The sequence below is a fragment of the Brevundimonas sp. GW821-FHT12C05 genome, assembly GCF_058807475.1.
Window position 1 is genome coordinate 93,295 of sequence record NZ_JBXAQS010000004.1, and the last position, 17,759, is coordinate 111,053.

At 69.4% G+C, this 17,759-nt stretch carries 18 protein-coding genes; 10 read left to right on the forward strand and 8 right to left on the reverse strand.

The annotated features are described in order from the left end of the window. Positions 1 to 22: 22 nt before the first annotated feature. Positions 23 to 505: an Hsp20 family protein gene (locus AC1RRF_RS14085; RefSeq protein WP_492835583.1), complete on the reverse strand. Its 483-nt coding sequence runs from the start codon at positions 503 to 505 to the stop codon at positions 23 to 25. A 261-nt stretch (positions 506 to 766) separates the two neighbouring features. Here AC1RRF_RS14085 and AC1RRF_RS14090 point away from each other — a divergent pair, with 261 nt between their 5' ends. From AC1RRF_RS14090 to AC1RRF_RS14100, 3 genes are all read left to right on the forward strand, one after another. Further along, positions 767 to 1,594, forward strand: coding sequence for a class I SAM-dependent methyltransferase (locus AC1RRF_RS14090; RefSeq protein WP_492835585.1), 828 nt, complete (start codon positions 767 to 769; stop codon positions 1,592 to 1,594). Between the two features lie 94 nt (positions 1,595 to 1,688). Continuing rightward, entirely contained in the window at positions 1,689 to 2,600 is a 912-nt protein-coding gene (locus AC1RRF_RS14095) for a class I SAM-dependent methyltransferase (RefSeq protein ID WP_492835587.1), read from the forward strand. Continuing rightward, positions 2,597 to 3,679 (forward strand): alpha/beta hydrolase, encoded by a 1,083-nt coding sequence (locus AC1RRF_RS14100; RefSeq protein ID WP_492835589.1) that lies wholly within the window; start codon positions 2,597 to 2,599, stop codon positions 3,677 to 3,679. The genes AC1RRF_RS14095 and AC1RRF_RS14100 overlap by 4 nt, the downstream gene beginning before the upstream one ends. Before the next feature lie 13 nt (positions 3,680 to 3,692). Here AC1RRF_RS14100 and hisN read toward each other — a convergent pair whose 3' ends face one another. The 3 genes from hisN to AC1RRF_RS14115 form a co-directional block, all read right to left on the reverse strand. Beyond that, positions 3,693 to 4,478 carry a histidinol-phosphatase gene (hisN, locus tag AC1RRF_RS14105; RefSeq protein ID WP_492835591.1) on the reverse strand — a complete coding sequence of 262 codons (786 nt, stop codon included), beginning with the start codon at positions 4,476 to 4,478 and terminating at the stop codon, positions 3,693 to 3,695. A 47-nt stretch (positions 4,479 to 4,525) separates the two neighbouring features. Further along, positions 4,526 to 5,164: a DUF5701 family protein gene (locus tag AC1RRF_RS14110; protein ID WP_492835593.1), complete on the reverse strand. Its 639-nt coding sequence runs from the start codon at positions 5,162 to 5,164 to the stop codon at positions 4,526 to 4,528. A 226-nt stretch (positions 5,165 to 5,390) separates the two neighbouring features. Further along, positions 5,391 to 5,774 carry a helix-turn-helix domain-containing protein gene (locus AC1RRF_RS14115; protein WP_492835595.1) on the reverse strand — a complete coding sequence of 128 codons (384 nt, stop codon included), beginning with the start codon at positions 5,772 to 5,774 and terminating at the stop codon, positions 5,391 to 5,393. Positions 5,775 to 5,952: 178 nt separating this feature from the next. On the opposite strand from AC1RRF_RS14115, the gene AC1RRF_RS14120 reads away from it, so the two are divergent. Next, entirely contained in the window at positions 5,953 to 6,195 is a 243-nt protein-coding gene (locus AC1RRF_RS14120; RefSeq protein WP_492835597.1) for a GlsB/YeaQ/YmgE family stress response membrane protein, read from the forward strand. Positions 6,196 to 6,260: 65 nt separating this feature from the next. On the opposite strand, the gene AC1RRF_RS14125 is transcribed toward AC1RRF_RS14120, so the two are convergent. Continuing rightward, complete coding sequence (locus AC1RRF_RS14125) at positions 6,261 to 6,677, reverse strand: superoxide dismutase (RefSeq protein ID WP_492835599.1); 417 nt, start codon at positions 6,675 to 6,677, stop codon at positions 6,261 to 6,263. A 130-nt stretch (positions 6,678 to 6,807) separates the two neighbouring features. On the opposite strand from AC1RRF_RS14125, the gene AC1RRF_RS14130 reads away from it, so the two are divergent. After that, positions 6,808 to 8,514 carry a phosphatidylglycerol lysyltransferase domain-containing protein gene (locus tag AC1RRF_RS14130; RefSeq protein WP_492835601.1) on the forward strand — a complete coding sequence of 569 codons (1,707 nt, stop codon included), beginning with the start codon at positions 6,808 to 6,810 and terminating at the stop codon, positions 8,512 to 8,514. On the opposite strand, the gene typA is transcribed toward AC1RRF_RS14130, so the two are convergent. Then, a complete protein-coding gene (typA, locus tag AC1RRF_RS14135; RefSeq protein WP_492835603.1) occupies positions 8,511 to 10,343 on the reverse strand; it encodes a translational GTPase TypA in 1,833 nt (610 codons plus the stop codon). The two genes, AC1RRF_RS14130 and typA, sit on opposite strands and share 4 nt — an antisense overlap. A gap of 200 nt (positions 10,344 to 10,543) precedes the next feature. Between typA and AC1RRF_RS14140 the strand changes: the two genes are divergently transcribed. Beyond that, on the forward strand, positions 10,544 to 11,440 hold the full coding sequence (locus AC1RRF_RS14140; protein WP_492835605.1) for a phosphatase PAP2 family protein: 897 nt from the start codon (positions 10,544 to 10,546) through the stop codon (positions 11,438 to 11,440). Positions 11,441 to 11,480: 40 nt separating this feature from the next. On the opposite strand, the gene AC1RRF_RS14145 is transcribed toward AC1RRF_RS14140, so the two are convergent. Then, a complete protein-coding gene (locus AC1RRF_RS14145) occupies positions 11,481 to 13,544 on the reverse strand; it encodes an OPT family oligopeptide transporter (protein ID WP_492835607.1) in 2,064 nt (687 codons plus the stop codon). A gap of 121 nt (positions 13,545 to 13,665) precedes the next feature. Here AC1RRF_RS14145 and AC1RRF_RS14150 point away from each other — a divergent pair, with 121 nt between their 5' ends. The 4 genes from AC1RRF_RS14150 to AC1RRF_RS14165 are packed head-to-tail and all read left to right on the forward strand — an operon-like array spanning position 13,666 to position 16,084. Then, on the forward strand, positions 13,666 to 14,109 hold the full coding sequence (locus AC1RRF_RS14150; protein WP_492835609.1) for a c-type cytochrome: 444 nt from the start codon (positions 13,666 to 13,668) through the stop codon (positions 14,107 to 14,109). Between the two features lie 21 nt (positions 14,110 to 14,130). After that, a complete protein-coding gene (mutM, locus tag AC1RRF_RS14155) occupies positions 14,131 to 14,994 on the forward strand; it encodes a bifunctional DNA-formamidopyrimidine glycosylase/DNA-(apurinic or apyrimidinic site) lyase (protein ID WP_492835611.1) in 864 nt (287 codons plus the stop codon). A 2-nt stretch (positions 14,995 to 14,996) separates the two neighbouring features. After that, positions 14,997 to 15,554 carry a DUF1697 domain-containing protein gene (locus tag AC1RRF_RS14160; RefSeq protein WP_492835613.1) on the forward strand — a complete coding sequence of 186 codons (558 nt, stop codon included), beginning with the start codon at positions 14,997 to 14,999 and terminating at the stop codon, positions 15,552 to 15,554. Then, complete coding sequence (locus AC1RRF_RS14165) at positions 15,551 to 16,084, forward strand: DUF1697 domain-containing protein (protein WP_492835615.1); 534 nt, start codon at positions 15,551 to 15,553, stop codon at positions 16,082 to 16,084. Before AC1RRF_RS14160 ends, AC1RRF_RS14165 begins: the two co-directional genes overlap by 4 nt. Before the next feature lie 10 nt (positions 16,085 to 16,094). Here the strand turns inward: AC1RRF_RS14165 and AC1RRF_RS14170 are convergent, their stop codons facing one another. Further along, positions 16,095 to 17,675, reverse strand: coding sequence for a Na+/H+ antiporter (locus tag AC1RRF_RS14170; protein ID WP_492835617.1), 1,581 nt, complete (start codon positions 17,673 to 17,675; stop codon positions 16,095 to 16,097). Positions 17,676 to 17,759 lie beyond the last annotated feature (84 nt).

Here is a 17,759-nt window from a genome sequence, read left to right on the forward strand (position 1 = left end):
GCGGTCTTGGCTATGTCGGCGATTACGCCGCCTTGCCCTTCTTGCCTTCGATCAGCTTGGAGCCTTGGCCGATCTCGATACGGCGCGGCTTCAGGGCTTCCGGCAGCTCGCGAGCCAGGTCGATCGACAGCAGGCCGTTGCTCAGGTCGGCGGTCTTCACCACGACATAGTCGGCCAGCTGGAAGCGGCGCTCGAAATCACGCTCGGCCAGGCCGCGGTGCAGGAAGTTGCGCTCGGGCGGCGTGACGCCGTCGCCCGGCAGGTCATTGGCGGCCTTGCGGCCGGTCACGGTGAGCAGGTTTTCCTTCACTTCGATGTTCAGCTCGTCGGGCTTGAAGCCGGCGACGGCCACTTCGATGCGATAGGCGTTCTCGCCCGTGGTCTCGATGTTGTAGGGCGGCCAGCCGTTCTCCTGGCTGGTGCGCGCGGCGCTTTCCAGCAGGTTGGCCAGACGGTCGAAGCCGACGGCCGAACGGTACAGCGGCGAGAAATCATAGGTACGCATGGGGCATCCTCCTGAGGATCAGCAAGGTGGCCGGTCCCGCGGTTTGTGCCCGGACCGGCGATGGGAGTTCGGCTCGTGCGGCCCGTGATCGGCCCCGCGCGCTCCGGAGGCCCCGACATCGGCGGCCTCGACGGATCAGATGGGAAGCCGCGTTTCATCGTCAAGACCGCGTGATCGTGTCACGTCGCGTCTGATGCGGCTTGCCCCATTGGACCTGCGCCGTCAGGGTCGCCGCCTCTTCTGAAGCTTCCGGGAAACCCAATGCGCCTGACCGTCCTGGCCGTGACCGCCGTCCTCGCCCTTCCCGCCACAGCGTTCGCGCAGGCCCTGCCGGCCCTGCCCAATCTCGACGAATCCCCGGCCCAGCGTTCGGCCCGCCGCGCGGCCATGGCCCCGCCGGAGCTCCAGGAAGACGCCGCGCTGCAGGCCGCCGTCGGCGCGGCGACCCGTCCCGAAGCCGACCGCGCCCGCGACGCCGCCCGTCACCCGTTCGAGACCCTGACCTTCTGGGGCCTGCGGCCCGGGCTGACCGTCGTCGAGATCGAGCCGGGCCGCGCCGGCTGGTGGCGCAACATTCTGGAGCCCTACGCCGCCGCCACCGGCGGTCGCTACGTGCCCGTCAACCGTCCGCTGGAAGGCATGGGTGTCGAAGACGGAAGCGCCGACATGGTCGTGGTCGCCCGCGCCCTGCACAACTGGCATCGCAACGGCCGCACCGCCCCCTATATGGCCGCCTTCTTCAAGGCCCTGAAGCCGGGCGGGGTGCTGGCCGTCGAGCAGCATCGCAGCGCCGAGGGGCTGAACGCCGACCAGACCGCCCCGACCGGCTATGTCTCGGAAAGCTATGTCATCCACGCCGCCCAGGCCGCCGGCTTCGTGCTGGAGGGCCGCAGCGAATTGAACGCCAATTCCAAGGACAATCACGACCATCCGTACGGCGTGTGGACCCTGCCGCCGACCCGCGTCAGCGCGCCGCGCGAGGGCGTCGCCACGGACCGTCCGACACCGCTTACCGAGCAGGAGCGCGCCCAGTTCGACGCTGTCGGCGAGAGCGACCGCATGACCCTGCGATTCCGCAAGCCGGACTGAGCGATGTGCGTTTTGACCGCGCGGATGAACAAGGTTAAGCCCTCCGTTCCGGGGCGGGACCAAGGGCGTCCGGACCGTCCTGCGGGGGCCGTGCATGAATGATCTGAACGAGGCTTGGCGACGGCGTCCTTCACGCCGGAGCGTCCTGACCGGCGTTGCGGCCTCGGCCCTCGTCGGTCTGGCCGCGTGCGGCAAAAGGGAAGAAACGGCCGAGCCGCCGCCGACGCCCGACGGTCCGCCCAAGGGATCGCTGGAGTGGGCCGTCGCCGGCCCCTGGCGCGCCCAGGACCGAAGCCGCGACGCCGCCCGTCACCCGATGGAGACCCTGCGTTTCTTCGGCCTGCAGCCGCGCATGACCGTGGTCGATTTCTGGCCCGGCAGCGGCTGGTACACCGAGATTCTGGCGCCCTATCTCGCCGAGGGCGCGGGCCACTATATCGCCGCCGGCTTCCAGACCGGACCGGGCGCCAATCCGGCGCAGGTGCAGCTGATGTCGGCCTTCCAGCAGCGCTTCACCAATGACCGCAAGCTTTATGGCGAGATCGAGCTGACCGCCTTCGGTCCGACCTCGGGGCCGGTCGCTCCCGCCGGCACGGCGGACCTGGTCCTGTTCATGCGCAACATCCACGCCTGGATGGCCGCGGGCATCGCCGAAAAGGCCTTCGCCGACGCCTGGGCCGCTCTGCGTCCCGGCGGCGTCCTCGGCGTCGAACAGCATCGCCTCGGCCCCGATGAAGATCAGGACCCGGCGGCGGCGAACGGATACGTCCAGGAAGCGTTCGTCAGGCAGCTGGCGGCGGAAGCGGGCTTCGCCTTCGTCGCCGCGTCGGAAATCAACGCGAATGAAAGGGATACCAAGGATCATCCCTTCGGAGTGGACACCCTGCCGCCGCTGCGCCTGACCGCGCCGCGCGGTTCTGCGCCGGATCCGGCCTTCAATCGTACGAAGTACGATGAGATCGGGGAAAGCGATCGCATGACCTTGAAGTTCAGGAAGCCTGAGTGAACCGAGCCGTCGCCTATGCCGCCAACGCGCCCCTGATGGGCGTTCCGGGCGCCTCCTCGCCTCCCGGCGGAGAGGGGGAGTGGTTCCGCGGCGCCGGCGGCCTGCGCCTGCGCGCGGCCTTCTGGACGCCCTCGACCCTGGTGGCCCGCAAGCCGCGCGGCACCGTCGTGCTCAGCCCCGGCCGGACAGAGCCGATCGAGAAATATTTCGAGGTCATCGGCAATTTCCTCGCGCGCGGCTGGTGCGTGCTGGCCCATGACTGGCGCGGCCAGGGCCTGTCGGCCCGCCTGCTGCCTGATCGCCTGAAGGGCCATGCCCGGGCGGTGGAAGAGTTCCTCGACGACTACGCCCGCCTGCTCGACGCCTTCGAAGGCCGGGCCCCCAAGCCCTGGGTCATGGTCGGCCATTCCATGGGCGGCTGCCTGAATCTGATGACGCTGGAGAACGGCGAGGACCGTTTCTCGGGCGCCCTGCTGTCCAGTCCGATGCTGCGCATCAAGACCGGCAAGCGGTCGATGTGGTCGGTCAAGCTGGCGGTGCGCTGGAACCTGCGTCACGGCAAGGCCGGAGACTATGTGCTCGACGACGCCGACGATCCCTTTGACCACACCTTCGAGAAGGACGCCCTGACGACCGACGAGAGCCGGTACGAGCAGTGGCGGCAACAGCTCTTCGCCTGCCCGCATCTGGCCGTCGGCGGTCCGACCTGGGGCTGGCTGGCCTTCGGCCTGGACGCCGGCGAACGCGCCCTGAAGCCCAAGGCGCTGAAGGCCGTCCGCATCCCCGTCGCCATCGTCCAGTCGGGCGAGGACGACCGGGTCTGGAAACAGACCAACAAATGGGCCGCCAAACGGCTGGGCCGCGGCCGCTACATCGAGGTCGCGGGCGCCAAGCACGAAGTCATCATGGAGACCGACGACAAGCGCGCGGTCTTCCTGGAAGAGTTCGACGCCCTGGCCGCCTATGTCTCGCCGATCGAGGACCTGAGCCCGGTCGCCGTGACGCCCGCGCCCGCGTCGGTCGAGGAACCCGCCGCCGACCTTGGCTTCCCGCCGAGCACGGAACCTTCGGCGGCCTGAGCCGGCCCTCCGCCTAGAGCGCCGCCCGCTTAAGCGTCACCAGCGCCTGGTCGATCAGGCGTTCGTCGCCGACGGCCAGCACCTGCCCGCCGTCGTCCGGCTTGCCGCCACGCCAGTTGACCACCTTGCCGCCCGCCGCCTCGATGACCGGGACCAGCGCCGACCAGTCCCACGGCTTCAGGCTGGTCTCGGCCACGAGGTCCATCTTCCCCGCCGCGACCATGGCGTAGGCGTAGGCGTCGCAACCCAGTCGGGCCAGCCGCGCCGTGGCCCGCACCTGGGTCCAGGCGCCCAGTTCGGCGCCGTTGAAGATGTCGGGATCGGTGGTGGAGATAACCGCGTCGGTCAGCTTCTCGCAGGACCGAACCCTCAGCGAAGTCTCCGCACCGCCGCGCAGCAGGCGCGCGCCCGACGGGCCGCCGATGAAGATCTCATCCAGATAGGGTTGGGCGATGCAGCCCACCGTCGGCGCCCCGCGCACGCGCAGGGCGATCAGCGTGGTCCACAGCGGCAGGCCCGAGATGAAGGCCCGTGTTCCATCGATGGGATCCAGCACCCAGACGAACTCGGCGTCCGGCCGGTCCTCGCCATACTCTTCGCCGATCACGCCGTGGTCGGGATAGCGTTCGGCGATCAGCTTGCGGATCGCGGCTTCCGCGTCCTTGTCGGCCTGGGTCACCGGGTCGAAGGCGCCCGGTCCGCCCTTGTCGGCTTCTTCGTAGACCCCGCGAAAGAAGGGCAACGTCACCTCGCCGGAGGCCCGAGCCAGGTCGACGAGAAAGGCTTCGAACTCGGTCATGGGCAGGCTTAGGCCGCGCCGTCGGCGCCAAGTCAAGTCGGCGCGGCCTATGCCAGTCGGCGGGCCGCGGACGCCGAGCCCAGCCAGGTGTGAATGTTTCTGTCCCAGCACCATCCGAGACGCGGCGCGCCCTTGCTGAACCAGATGGAGGGCACGCGCTGATCGCCCTGCCTTCGGGAGCCGGGCATCTGGATGCAGTTGTACCGCGTCTTGTCGGTCAGCAGCGCGGGGCATTGCACCGTCAGGGCCACGCCTTCCTCCAGGGTGAGGGGCGTCCTGCCGCGCGCCCGGATGCGCGCCAGCGACTCTTCGGGGCTGACGTTCAGGAAGTCCCGTCCGGTATCCACGTCGAGGAGAAGATAGAGGTCGCCTTCGGGGATCTGGATGTCGTCCCTGACCTCGAAATCATCGGGCGACAGGGGCGTCATGTCCACGACGCCCGTTGCGCCCTTCGCTTCGACCGAGGCCATGATGTCGGCCACCGGTGCGAGACCGCGACGAAAGCCGATGCACAGGGGGATGTTGCCCGTCACGGGCGCGTCCATGGGGTCATCGAGACGGGCCCGGAGCGCCTCGATCCTTGAACTGAAATGCTTGTCCGTCATGCCGCAGAGGCGAGGGAAGTCCGCACGGATCAGCGCCTCCGCCTGGCTGCGCAGACGGTCGCTCGGCTGGCTCTGGATCATGATGGTTTCGCCCCGCAACGTCGTTCCGCCCGAACGCGTGTTCGCGCCCCGGGGCGACATCTAGGGACTGGCGGCCGCGCTTTCACGTTGCCATTCTGTTCCCGCGCTTGCCCGCGGACGGAAAGGGCGTCGGGTTACGGGCGGACTCGCGGACCGGCTATTGGACATGACGGGCGGGCTACTCACGCCCCGCCGTCATGTCGCCCGATGATCGCCGTGCAAGGCGTCAGGGAGCGGTGTCGCCGCCTTCCGCGTGCAGCGACTTGGCTAGGTCCAGCAGGCGGCGGCGCGGACGCTCGCCCAGCTGGTAGTAGGCCTGGATCAGGTCGAGCGTTTCTTTGCGGGAAAACATCTCGCCGCCCTGGGTGGCCGCCTCCCGGCGTTCCATGGCTTCTTCCAGACCGTCGTAGAAATAGCTGACCGGAGACTCCAGGGCCTCGGCCAGTTGCCACAGGCGGGCCGCCGAGATGCGGTTCGCGCCGCACTCGTATTTCTGGATCTGCTGGAAGCGGATGCCGACCTGCATGGCCAGCTGCTGCTGGGTCAGGCCCAGCAGGCGGCGGCGGCGGCGAAGACGGCGTCCGAGGTGAAGATCGATGTCCGAAGCCATGGCCCGGGTCCCCTGATGCGATGTCCCGATGCGGGACGGCTCGCCCTCCACGGGGCAAGGGGCGTGCCGGGCTCGCGTCCCGGGGGATTACGGAAAAACAGGGTTCGCCACGGCCAAGGCAACCCAAGCGGAACGGGAGCGTTCGGTGATCGAGCGTTGCTTTGTGGAGAAAGCTGAAATGAACATTATCTTCTGGATTATCGTCGGCATCGTCGCCGGTTGGCTGGCCGAACAGATCATGGGCCGCAATCACGGCCTGCTGACCAATCTGATCGTCGGCATCGCGGGCGCCCTGATCGGCGGCTTCATCGCCAACGCCCTCGGCTTCGCCTGGGGCGGCTGGATCGGTTCGACCATCGTCGCCACCCTCGGCGCGATCATCCTGCTGTTCCTGCTGGGACTGGTGAAGCGCAAGGCCTGATCACCCGGCGAGAATGAAAAAGGGCGGCTCCTGCGGGAGCCGCCCTTTCTTTTTGCTTCAGCCGATCAGTTGCTCGGCGGAGTGGCCGGCTCGGCGGGCGCCGGCGGAGCGGCCGGCGTCGCCGGTTCGGTGATGGCCGGGGCCGCGGAGAACTGCGAAGCGGACCAACCGACGGCGACGCCGGGGCCGTCCTGACGCACGCCGCCGGACACGGGCACGCCGCGCAGGACGCCGTCCGGACCGCGTACGGTCAGTTCCTGGCCCGACGGAGTGTTGCGGGCGCCTTCGAGCTTGCCCAGCACCGTGCCGTCGGATCCCTTCACGTCCGAGCCGGGTTGAAGCTCGAGAGCCTGAGATTGTTCAGCCGCCGGCGGGGAGGCCGGGGCGGGGGTTTGCGGGGTGGCCGTGCTGTCCTGGGCGAACGCGGGAGCGGTCATGAGGAGCAGGCCGGCGACGCCAGTGAGGAGCGCGGTCTTTCGCATGATGTCAGCCTCGATCAACGCGGGCGGAAGCGCCCACCCGAGGCAAACACCCTCTGTTTCGGTTTGTTTCAGGCGCCCAGAAATGACCTTGGGCTTGCCGTGATTGGCCGATTCCGGCTCTACGAAAGGCATGGGGAAGGGAAAGACCATCCGACGCGGACTGGCGGCCCGGGCGGCCGGGCTGGCGCTCGAGGTCTCGCCGCAGGTTTTCGCCATGCTGGCCGTGGCCGCCGGGGCGGTCATCCTGGTCTCGGGCGCGACCCCTGCTTTCGCCGATCGTCTGGCCACCGTGCGGGCCTTCCTGCCGCCGGTGCTGATCGACCTGTCCCACTTCGCGGCCAGTATCGCGGGCTTCCTGCTGCTGCTGCTCTCCGCCGGCCTGTGGCGGCGCCGGCGCGGGGCCTGGCTGGCGGCGCTGGTGGTGCTTCTGGGCGGCGCCGCCTTCTCCCTGCTCAAGGGGCTGGACTGGGAGGAGGCGATCGAGCTCACCCTCCTGGCCCTGATCCTGGTTCCCTGCCGCCCGGCGTTCGACCGCAAGTCCCGCGTTTTCGAGGCCCTGTCGCCGACCTGGGTCGCGCTGGTGCTGGCCGTCGTGGCGGGAACGCTGTGGCTGGGCTTCTTCGCCTATCGGGATGTGGCCTACACCGATGACCTGTGGTGGAGCCTGCTGATCGATCGGGAGGTCTCGGGCTTCCTGCGCGCGGGCGCCGTCCTGGCCCTGCTCGCCGTCGTCATCGCCGGGCGCTCGCTGGTCTCGGCCCCGGGGGCGCGCAGCCACGGCCCCGCCGCCCCGGATCAGGTCGAGCGGGCCCTGTCGGTGTTGCGTGAGGGCGAGGGGATCGCACCCGACGCCTGGCTGGCGGCGCTCGGCGACAAGGCCCTGATGTTCAGCCCCTCGGGCCAGTCCTTCATCACCTATCGCGTGCGCGGCCGACGCTGGATCGCCATGGGCGAGCCCGCGGGGCCGACGGCGGAACGCCTGCCCCTGCTCTGGGCCTTCGCCGAGATGGCCGACAGCTACGGCGCCGCTCCGGTCTTCTATGCGGTCGGCGAGGCGGTGCTGGCCGATCTGGCCACCCTCGGCATGGCCATGCGCAAGGTGGGCGAGGCCGCCGTGGTCGACACCGGGGCTTTCTCGCTGGAAGGCAAGTCGCGCCAGAACCTGCGCACCGCCGTCAATCGCTGCGAGCGCGACGGCGCCGCCTTCGACCTGCTGCCGTCCGGCGCGGCCCTGATCTTCGCCGATCAGCTCAAGGCCGTCTCCGACGCCTGGCTGGCGCATCACAACGGGTCGGAGAAAGGTTTCTCGCTCGGTCGTTTCGACCCGGCCTATCTGGCGCTCAACCCCATCGCCGTCGTGCGGCAGGGCGGGCGGATCGTGGCCTTCGCCAACCTGCTGCCCGGCACGGACCGGGTGGCCGTGGACCTGATGCGCTTCACGCCCGACGCCCCGCCCGGCGTCATGGACTATCTGTTCGTCCGCGCGATCCATTGGGCGGGCGCTCAGGGCTATGCGGCCCTCGATCTGGGCATGGCGCCCCTGTCCGGTCTGGAGGATCGCCGCCTCGCCCCGGTCTTCGCCCGCGTCGGGGCGCTGGTCTTCGAGGAGGGCGGGGCCCTGTACGGCTTCGCGGGCCTGCGGGCGTGGAAGTCGAAATTCGGCCCGGACTGGCGGCCGCGCTTCATCGCCGCCCCCGCCTCGACCCCGCTCGCCTTCGCCCTGCTGGACGTGGCCCTGCTGACCAGCGGCGGTTGGCGCGGCATGCTGGGCCTGAATGCGAAAAGGGCGGGCCCTGCGGCCCGCCCTTCCCAAACTCAGGTCGTATCGGAAGACTAGTCTTCCTTCACGCGGCGCTTGCGGAAGCTGGGGTTCAGCACGGCCTTGCGCAGGCGGATCGACTTCGGCGTCACCTCGACCAGCTCGTCGCTCTCGATATAGGCGATGGCCTGTTCCAGGCTGGGGCGGCGCGGCGGGGTCAGGCGCACGGCCTCGTCCTTGCCCGAGGCGCGGACGTTGGTCAGCTGCTTGCCCTTGATCGGGTTGACGTCCAGGTCGTCGCCGCGCGAGTTCTCGCCGATGATCATGCCCTGGTAGGTCTTCTCGCCGGCGCCGACGAACATCACGCCGCGATCCTCGAGGTTCCACAGGGCGAAGGCCGCCGTGTCGCCGTCCGAGTTCGAGACCAGCACGCCCTTCAGACGGCCTTCGATGGCGCCCTTGTGCGGCTCATAGTGGCTGAACACGCGGTTCAGCACGCCCGAACCGCGCGTGTCGGTCAGGAACTCGCCCTGATAGCCGATCAGCGAACGCGACGGGCACATCAGCTGGATGCGGGTCTTGCCCGCGCCCGACGGGCCCATGTCCTTCAGCTCGGCCTTGCGGGTCGACAGCTTCTCGATGACCACGCCGGTGTATTCGTCGTCGACGTCGATCATGACGTCCTCGATCGGCTCCAGCCGCTCGCCGTTCTCGCCGGTCTGATAGACCACGCGCGGACGGCTGATCGACACCTCGAAGCCTTCGCGGCGCATGTTCTCGATCAGAACGCCCAGCTGCAGTTCGCCGCGGCCGGCGACTTCATAGGCGTCGGCGCCGGCGGTCTGCGTCACGCGGATGGCGACGTTGGCCTCGGCTTCCTTCAGCAGGCGGTCGCGGATGACGCGCGACTGGACCTTGTCGCCTTCGCGGCCGGCCAGCGGGCTGTCGTTGACCGAGACGGTCATCGAGATGGTGGGCGGATCGATCGGCTGGGCCGGCAGGGCGTCCATGACTTCCAGGGCGCACAGGGTGTCGGCCACGGTCGCCTTGGACATGCCGGCGATGGCGACGATGTCGCCCGCTTCCGAACCCTCGTCCAGGGCGGTGCGCTTCAGGCCGCGGAAGGCCAGGACCTTGGTGATGCGGCCCTGTTCGATCTGCTTGCCGTCGCGGTCCAGCGCCTTGATGGCCATGCCGGGAACAGCTTTGCCGCTTTCGATACGGCCGGTCAGGATGCGGCCCAGGAACGGGTCGGACTCGATCAGCACGTTCAGGATCTGGAACGGCTTGTCCTTGTTCTCCTGCACCTTGGGCGACGGCACGTGCTCGACGATCAGGTCGAACAGCGGCGCCAGGGTGTCGGACGGCTCGTTCATGTCCAGCGTGGCCCAGCCGTTACGGCCCGAGGCGTAGATGTGCGGGAAGTCCAGCTGCTCGGGCGTGGCGCCGATGGCTTCGAACAGTTCGATGGTTTCCAGGTGCACCCGGTCCGGATCGGCGTGGGCGCGGTCGACCTTGTTGATGCAGAGGATGGGACGCAGGCCCATCTTCAGCGCCTTGGTCAGCACGAATTTGGTCTGGGGCATGACGCCCTCTTCGGCGTCCACCAGGATGACGCAGCCGTCCACCATGCCCAGGATGCGCTCGACCTCGCCGCCGAAGTCGGCGTGGCCGGGGGTGTCGATGATGTTGATGCGGGTCTCGCCCGCCTTGCCGTTCCACAGCACCGAGGTGGCCTTGGCCAGGATGGTGATCCCGCGCTCTTTTTCCTGGTCGTTGGAATCCATCGCGCGCTCGGTCTGCGCTTCGTTGGCTCGGAACACGCCCGACTGGGCCAGGAGTTGGTCGACCAGGGTCGTCTTGCCGTGGTCAACGTGGGCGATGATGGCGACGTTGCGCAGATTCATTTGAGTATCGCGAAAGGGCGGCCGGAACGGTTCGGGCCGCTGGGTCAGGGCGTAAGTGCGGGGAAGGCGCCGCCTCATACAGGCATGTGCGCCGAAACGCCAGCGGGGCGCCCGAACGGCCTGTTTTCGCGGTCCCGCTCCTTGTCCTGATCAAGCGTCGCCGCGGTGTCGGAAAACCGCTGCCGGACCGCCTTTGAACCGTGTCCACGCCGACGCACGAGTCGGGCACTCCGGCCATGGGGATGGGCGGGGGCTTCATGACCGAGCAGAGTCTTGACCGTTGGGGAACGGTCGGTCCGGATTGGGCCGGCAGCCTGCGTCGCTGGACGCGGCGTCGCGACCGCGCGATCGCTCGGCTTCGGCTGTTGGCCACGGCGGCGCCCCGGATGCTGGATCCGCTGACGCTCAGCCTGTCCTGTGTCGGCCTCTTCACAGTGCTGTTCCTGCTGGTCCCCCAGCTGGATCTGGCGGCCTCCGACTTCTTTTACCGGGCGGGCGAGGGTTTTCCGCTCAGTCGCGATCCGCTGCTGCGCGGTTTCCGCGAGAGTTCAGATCTCGTCCTGACGACCCTACTTCTGGGTCTGGTCGTGCGTCTGACGGGGTTGCTGATCCGGAGGGGCGGGGCGGCCCTGGCGTCGGCCCGGCGCAGCGTCTTCCTGCTGGCGGCGCTGGCGACGGGGCCCGGCCTGGTGGTCAACGGCGTGCTCAAGGCGTGGTGGGGCCGCCCGCGTCCGGTGGGGGTCGACCTGTTCGGCGGCGACGCGCCCTATCAGGCGGTCTGGCGCATCAGCGACTGGTGCGCGTCGAACTGTTCCTTCGTCAGCGGCGAGTCGGCGCTGGCCGCCTGGTTCGTCGCCGCCCTGGTGATGGTCCCGGCCCGCTTCCGGGCGGCGGCCGCGGTGCCGACGGTCGTCTACGCCGTGCTTCTGTCCCTCAACCGCCTGGCCTTCGGCGGACATTTCCTGTCGGACATCGTCCTGTCGTGGGCGATCAGCGCCGCGGTCTTCGCCCTGCTGTACCGGGTGATGGTCAGCGCGCCGGGCGTCGCGCGGCGTCGGACGCGGGCCTGGAAAGCCCTGGTCCCGGCGACCGCCTGAGGGCCGTCGGCGGCGGTCCGAAGACCGCCGCCTTCTGGTATCAGCCCTCGACCTTGGCCGACTGGCGGGTGATCCAGCTGTACAGGCCGAAAGTCAGCACCGCGAAGGCCACGATCCCCGCCAGCATCGCCGGCCAGGCCGAGCCCTCCGGCAGCATGGCGAACGGCGCGTCATTGCCGGTGAAGACGATCACGCCGGCGGTCATGACCAGGAACAGGCTCTCGCCGACGATCAGGCCGGACGCCAGCAGCACGCCCATGCGGCGGCCGACATCGGCGAAGCGGGTGGTCTTGATCGCCTTGTCGTAGACCCAGCCCACCACGGCGCCGACGACCAGCATCGTGGTCACGGCGGCGGGCAGGTAGAAGCCGATGCCGACGGCCAGCGGCGGCAGCTTGACCTTACCCTTGGTCGCCTTGTTCAGCACCGCGTCCAGCACGATGATGACCACGCCGATCACCGCGCCCAGGCCGATCAGGTCCCAGCGCAAGCCGCCTTCGATCACGCCCTTGGCCAGGGCCGAGATCAGCGTGGCCTGCGGCGCCGCCAGCGGGGCGTCGGCGATGCCGGCCGGTCCGCCCGCGAAGCCGAAGGCCTTGTTCAGCAGGTTCAGGATCACCGGGATCACGATCGCGCCCGCGCCGACGCCGATGATCAGGGCCACCTGCTGACGCCACGGCGTCGCGCCGACCAGCTGGCCGGTCTTCAGGTCCTGAAGGTTGTCGTTGGCGATGACGGCCACGGCGAAGACCACGGCGGTCACGATCAGGGCGAAGGCCACCACGGACGGATCGGCGGGCACGCCGGCCAGGGCCAGCACGCCCAGCAGCAGGACCGAGGCGATGACGATGGCGAGGATGCCCACGCCCGACACCGGGCTGTTCGACGAGCCGATCAGGCCGGCCATGTAGCCGCAGATGGCGGCCACGGCGAAGCCGATGACGATGACATAGACCAGGCCGCCGCCGACCAGCAGGGCGGTCGATCCCGCCAGGGTCGGATTGCCTTGCGCGAACAGGGCCAGGATGGCCGCGATGCCGACCAGGCAGATGACCGACAGACCGGCGACGATGTTGATCGGGATGTCCTGCTCGGTGCGGTCCAGCACCTCGCCGCCCTGACGACGGCGGTTGGCGGCCAGGGCCGAGGTCAGGCCGCCGATCAGCGGTCCGGCCAGTTTGATCAGGGTCCAGATGGCGGCCACGCCGATGACGCCGGCGCCCATGAAGCGGACTTCCTTGGCCCAGACGGTGCTGGCCAGTTTCTCGGCCTCCACGCCCACGGGCAGGGTCGTGGCGATGGACGGGATGTGGTGCGCGGTCAGCCAGGCGATGGTGTCCGGGCTGGTCAGCAGCGGCACCGCGATGCACCAGGCCAGGATCAGGCCGAACAGCTGGGCCAGGCCCACGGTCAAGCCGATCAGGTGACCGGCGCCCAGAAGGGCGAACTGCATGCCGAAGCCGATGCCGGTCGCGCCGCCGCCCAACGCCGCGGGCAGCTTGATGAATTTGGCCGCCTCGCCGGCGAAGACCCGGCCCGCGACCAGCAGGGCGTAGCCCGCCGAAGCCACGGCGCCGGCGATCACGACCCACAGGCCCGCCGCGTTCTCGCGCACAGCGCTTTCGGTCTGCTCGGCGCCGCGCGACCCGACGGTCAGCACTTCCGCCGCCGCCACGCCCTCGGGGTAGGGCAGGCCGGCTTCGACCACCAGGGCCCGACGCAGCGGGATCGAGAAGGTCACGCCCAACACGCCGCCGAAAATACAGATCGCCACCGACTCCCAGAACGGGAACTCCAGCCACCAGCCGACCATGACCAGGCCGGGCAGGACGAAGATGATCGAGCTCATGGCCCCGCCGACCGAAGCCACGGTCTGGACGGTCATGTTCTCCCAGATGGTCGAGGTGCGGAACGCCCGCAGGATCGCCATGGAAATCACCGCCGCCGGAATGGCGGAGGCGAAGGTCAGTCCGACCTTCAGGCCCAGGTAGGTGTTGGCCGCGGTGAAGACCACGGCCAGCAGACAGCCCAGGATCACGGCCCGAATGGTCAATTCTATGCGCTTGCCGCCGGTTGCGGCAGGCGTGTTGGTGGCGTCCGTCATTGCGGCCCTCTTCTCGTGTTGCGCGGAACTAAGCCGGAAACGTCACGGTCGTCGAGAGGGCGTGCGCGATTGACAGTCGCCGGTCGCGGGCTGACCGTCCGCGAAACGGGAAAAGGACCCCATGCGAAAGACACTGACAGCCGCCGTGATCGGCCTGCTCTGCATTGGCGGCGCCGCCAACGCCCAGGGCTCCCCCGAGGTGCTGGTCAAGGCGCGGCAGGCGGGCATGGCCCTGTCCGGCTCGGTGGTCGGCGGCATGAAGGCGGCCATCGACGCGGGCCAGGCGCCCTCGACCCAGCGCAACGCCGCCCGCTCGCTCGCGCGCTGGGCCCATACCCTGCCGCAGCTTTTCCCCGAAGGCACCGACCCGGCCTCGCTGGAGACCGGGGCGCAGCCGGCGGTCTGGACCGATCGCCCCGGCTTCGACGCCAAGGCGGCTGAGTTCGCCGCCGCCGCCGACCGCCTCGCCGAACTGAGCCAGGGCGAGGACGCCGCCGCCTTCTCCGCCCAGTGGACCGCCGTCCGGAGCGGCTGCCAGAGCTGTCATTCGGTCTACAAGCAGTAGGCGGCGAGCCCGGCCCTCCCCATGCCCGAACTTCCCGAGGTCGAAACCGTCCGCCGAGGCCTTCAGCCGGTGCTGGAAGGCGCGCGCCTGTCCCGCGTCCGCCAGAATCGTCCCGATCTGCGTTTTCCCTTCCCCGAACGCTTCCCTGATCGGCTGGACGGCGCGACCGTCGAGCGCATCGACCGCCGGGCCAAATATCTGCTGATGCGGCTGTCGACCGGCGAGACCTGGGTCACCCACCTGGGCATGACCGGCCGCTTCACCCTCGACGGCCGCCAACTGGGCGAGTTCGAGGAGCCGGCCCCCATCGCCGGCAAGCACGAACACATGAGCTTCTGCGCCACCAAGGGCGCCGCGACCCATCGCATCGGTTTCGCCGATTCCCGCCGCTTCGGCTTCATGGGACTGATCCCCACCGACCAGGTCGAGGCCCATCCCTGGTTCGCGGGCATGGGCCCCGAGCCGCTCGGCAACGCCTTCTCCGGCGCCCATCTCGCCGAGGCCTTCGAGGGCAAGAAGCAGAACATCAAGGTCAGCCTGCTCGACCAGAAGATCGTCGCCGGCCTGGGCAACATCTACGTCTGCGAGGCCCTGTACCGCGCCCGCATCTCGCCCCTGGTCGCCGCCGGAACGGTCTCCAAGCCCCGCCTCGAAACCCTCGCCGCCGTCATCCGCGACGTCCTCAACGACGCCATCGAAGCCGGCGGTTCGACCCTGCGCGACTTCGCCAACGCCGAGGGCGGGCAGGGCTATTTCCAGCACCGCTTCGACGTCTATGGCCGCGAGGGCGAGCCCTGCCGCGGAGACGGCTGCACGGGCGTCGTCAAGCGCATCGTCCAGGCCGGGCGGTCCACCTTCTACTGCCCGAGCTGCCAGAAGCGCTGACCATGCCGATCCGTATCGCCCTGATGCGCAGCATCCTGATCAACGGCCGACGCGTGAAGGGCGAGGAGGCCAGGGGGCTGGCCGAGACCGTGGGCGGCGCGGATGTCCGCTCGGTCGGCGCCACCGGCAATCTCCTGTTCCGCTCGCGCAAGGCGCCGGCGACCCTGCAGCGCGAGCTCGAGGCCGCGTGCGCCGGGGTCTATGGCCGCCCGACCGAGATGGTGGTCAAGACCGTCGAGGAATGGCGCGCCTTGCTGGCGGCCAATCCCTTTCCGGAGAAGACGACCGCCGCGCCCGCCCGCGTTCTGGTCTGGGCCATGCGCGAGCCGCTTCCCGATGCGGGCCTCGACCAGCTGCGCCGCCGCGCTTCGGCCGATGAACAGGTGGAACGCACCCGGTCCGGCGACATCTACATGTGGTTCGGCGGCGAGGATCCGAACGCGTCCAGACTGCCGGCCGGCTTCGGCCTGAAGGCCCTCGGCGCGGTCGGCACCAATCGCAACTGGAACACCGTGATGAAGATCACCGCCGTGCTCGACCAGATGGAGGCCGCGACATGACCCACCGCATCATCCTGTTCCGGGGCATGAACACCGGCGGCGTCCGCGCGCCCGTAGGCGAGCAGCGCGCGATGGCGCTGGCCATGGGGTTGAAGAACCCTCGCACCCTCCAGGCCAGCGGCAACCTCGTGGTCGAGAGCGGCAAGGCGGCCGCCGCCCTGGAGGCCGATATCGAGACCGCCATGGAAAAGACCTTCGGCCTGAAGGTCGCCGCCATGGCCCGCACGCCCGAACAGTGGTCGGCCCTGATCGCCGCCAACCCCTTCCCCAAGGAAGCCGCCGCCCATCCCGCCAAGGTCGTCGCCATGGTCATGAAGGACGGGATCAAGCCCGGCGCCGTGGAGGCCTGCCGCGACCTGGCCGCGGGCGGCGAGGCGGTCGAGGCCGTGGAGGATGTCCTCTATTTCTGGTTCCCCAACGGCCAGGGCGAGTCCGCCATCTTCAAGAAGGCGACGCCCCGCATGCTCGGCATGGGCACGGGTCGCAACTGGAACACGGTGCTGAAGCTGGGCGAGATGGTCGGGCTGTGACCCTTCGCCCCTAGTCGTCGCGCTGGAAGATGATGCCCATTTCCTCGACGTCGAGGTCGCGTTCGAGATTGTGCAGCACCTCATCCTCGATCTGCCCCGTGCGATGCAGCCGGATCAACTCGGCGCGTCCGGCCGCGTGGGCCTCCAGCATCATGTCGAACGAGGACTGCAGATCCTCCATCACCGTCTCGGCGTCGGCGGCGTAGCGCTCCATGAACTCCAGCCGTCTGCGCGAGACCTCGAGCATCACCGGATGCAGGACCTCGCCGTCGGGACCATGGGCCATCTGCTCGACGACGGCCGCCCTGGCGCGCGTGATCGCGACCTCGGCGCCCGCCATGGGCACGGCCGCCGGCGGCTCCACATCGACCGACCGGATCCGGCGGATCAGCCAGCCGAGGCTGGAGCCCTGGACGATGACGGTGGCGAAGATGACCGCGAATGCGGTGACCAGCATCAGGTCCCGACCCGGCATGTCGAGCGGCAGGGTCAGGGCGATCGCCAGGGTCACGACGCCGCGCATCCCGGCCCAGCCCAGGGTCACGCTCTGGCGCCATCCCAGCGGGGCCACGCGGTCGAACCCCGCCCGGCGCGCCACGGCCGCCAGGCTGTCGGACCCGATGATCCAGACGAACCGCGCCGCCGTCACCGTGACCACGACGGCCAGGACCACCAGCGCCATCGGCCCCAGCGCCTCGACCCCGCCGGCCCGATCGATGACGCCGCGCAGCGAGAAGCCGATCAGGATGAAGACCAGGGCCTCGAGCACGAAGTTGATGGTCTCGTTCGTGCTGCGGGCCTGCAGGCGCACGGGGGCGGGGACCACGGTGTGCTGGTGCCAGCTCTGGACCAGTCCGGCGACGACCACGGCGATGACGCCCGACACGTGAACGGCTTCGGCCGCGAGGTAGGCGACCCAGGACAGAAGGACGATCGTCAGGATGGTCAGCATCCGGTCCTTCAGGTGTTTGGCCAGGAAGACCCAGGCCACGCCGACCGCCGCGCCGACCAGGGCGCCGCCCAGGGCCAGGAGAGCGAAATCGCGCACCGCGGCGCCGGCGTCGAAGGCGCCGGTCAGGGTCGCGGCCACGGCGAAGCGGAACAGGATCAGGCCCGTCGCGTCGTTCAGCAGGCTCTCGCCTTCCAGCAAGGTGGTCAGCCGGCGCGGCAGCTTGACCCCCTTGAGCACCGCGCCTGCCGACACGGCGTCGGGCGGCGAGACGATGGCCCCCAGGGCGAAACAGGCGGCCCACGGCAGCTGCGGCATCAGCCAGTGGGTCACCACCCCGACGGCCAGGGTGGTGAAGACGACCGCCCCCACCGCCAGCGACAGGATGCCGGGCAACTGCCGCCGGAAGCGGACCAGCGGCGTGTAGAAGGCGCCGCCGATCAGCATGGGCGGCAGGAAGAGAACGAGGGCCAGTTCCGGGTCGAGCGCGAAGGACGGCAGGCCCGGGACGAAGGCCAGCACCCCGCCCCCGACCAGGAGCACGCTGGCGGGCGGGAACCGAAGCTTGAGCGCCAGCCAGTGCAGCGTCAGGACCAGAGCCAGAAGCGTGAGCACAAGCTCGAAGGTCTCGACTGCGTGCATCCGGCGCGTCCCGATCGATGATCCGTCAGACTCCTATGTCATGCGTCGCCCGGCTTGAAGACGCGCGACCGTGCCGGTGTCAGC

Excerpts from the sequence above, each read along its gene's own strand:
- AC1RRF_RS14090 (WP_492835585.1), top strand. The coding sequence starts at position 767 with ATGCGCCTGACCGTCCTGGCCGTGACCGCCGTCCTCGCCCTTCCCGCC.
- AC1RRF_RS14115 (WP_492835595.1), bottom strand. The coding sequence starts at position 5,774 with ATGGCTTCGGACATCGATCTTCACCTCGGACGCCGTCTTCGCCGCCGC.
- AC1RRF_RS14120 (WP_492835597.1), top strand. The coding sequence starts at position 5,953 with ATGAACATTATCTTCTGGATTATCGTCGGCATCGTCGCCGGTTGGCTG.
- AC1RRF_RS14085 (WP_492835583.1), bottom strand. The coding sequence starts at position 505 with ATGCGTACCTATGATTTCTCGCCGCTGTACCGTTCGGCCGTCGGCTTC.
- AC1RRF_RS14110 (WP_492835593.1), bottom strand. The coding sequence starts at position 5,164 with ATGATCCAGAGCCAGCCGAGCGACCGTCTGCGCAGCCAGGCGGAGGCG.
- AC1RRF_RS14145 (WP_492835607.1), bottom strand. The coding sequence starts at position 13,544 with ATGACGGACGCCACCAACACGCCTGCCGCAACCGGCGGCAAGCGCATA.
- AC1RRF_RS14160 (WP_492835613.1), top strand. The coding sequence starts at position 14,997 with ATGCCGATCCGTATCGCCCTGATGCGCAGCATCCTGATCAACGGCCGA.
- AC1RRF_RS14165 (WP_492835615.1), top strand. The coding sequence starts at position 15,551 with ATGACCCACCGCATCATCCTGTTCCGGGGCATGAACACCGGCGGCGTC.
- typA (WP_492835603.1), bottom strand. The coding sequence starts at position 10,343 with ATGAATCTGCGCAACGTCGCCATCATCGCCCACGTTGACCACGGCAAG.
- AC1RRF_RS14125 (WP_492835599.1), bottom strand. The coding sequence starts at position 6,677 with ATGCGAAAGACCGCGCTCCTCACTGGCGTCGCCGGCCTGCTCCTCATG.
- hisN (WP_492835591.1), bottom strand. The coding sequence starts at position 4,478 with ATGACCGAGTTCGAAGCCTTTCTCGTCGACCTGGCTCGGGCCTCCGGC.
- AC1RRF_RS14150 (WP_492835609.1), top strand. The coding sequence starts at position 13,666 with ATGCGAAAGACACTGACAGCCGCCGTGATCGGCCTGCTCTGCATTGGC.
- AC1RRF_RS14130 (WP_492835601.1), top strand. The coding sequence starts at position 6,808 with ATGGGGAAGGGAAAGACCATCCGACGCGGACTGGCGGCCCGGGCGGCC.
- AC1RRF_RS14170 (WP_492835617.1), bottom strand. The coding sequence starts at position 17,675 with ATGCACGCAGTCGAGACCTTCGAGCTTGTGCTCACGCTTCTGGCTCTG.
- mutM (WP_492835611.1), top strand. The coding sequence starts at position 14,131 with ATGCCCGAACTTCCCGAGGTCGAAACCGTCCGCCGAGGCCTTCAGCCG.
- AC1RRF_RS14095 (WP_492835587.1), top strand. The coding sequence starts at position 1,689 with ATGAATGATCTGAACGAGGCTTGGCGACGGCGTCCTTCACGCCGGAGC.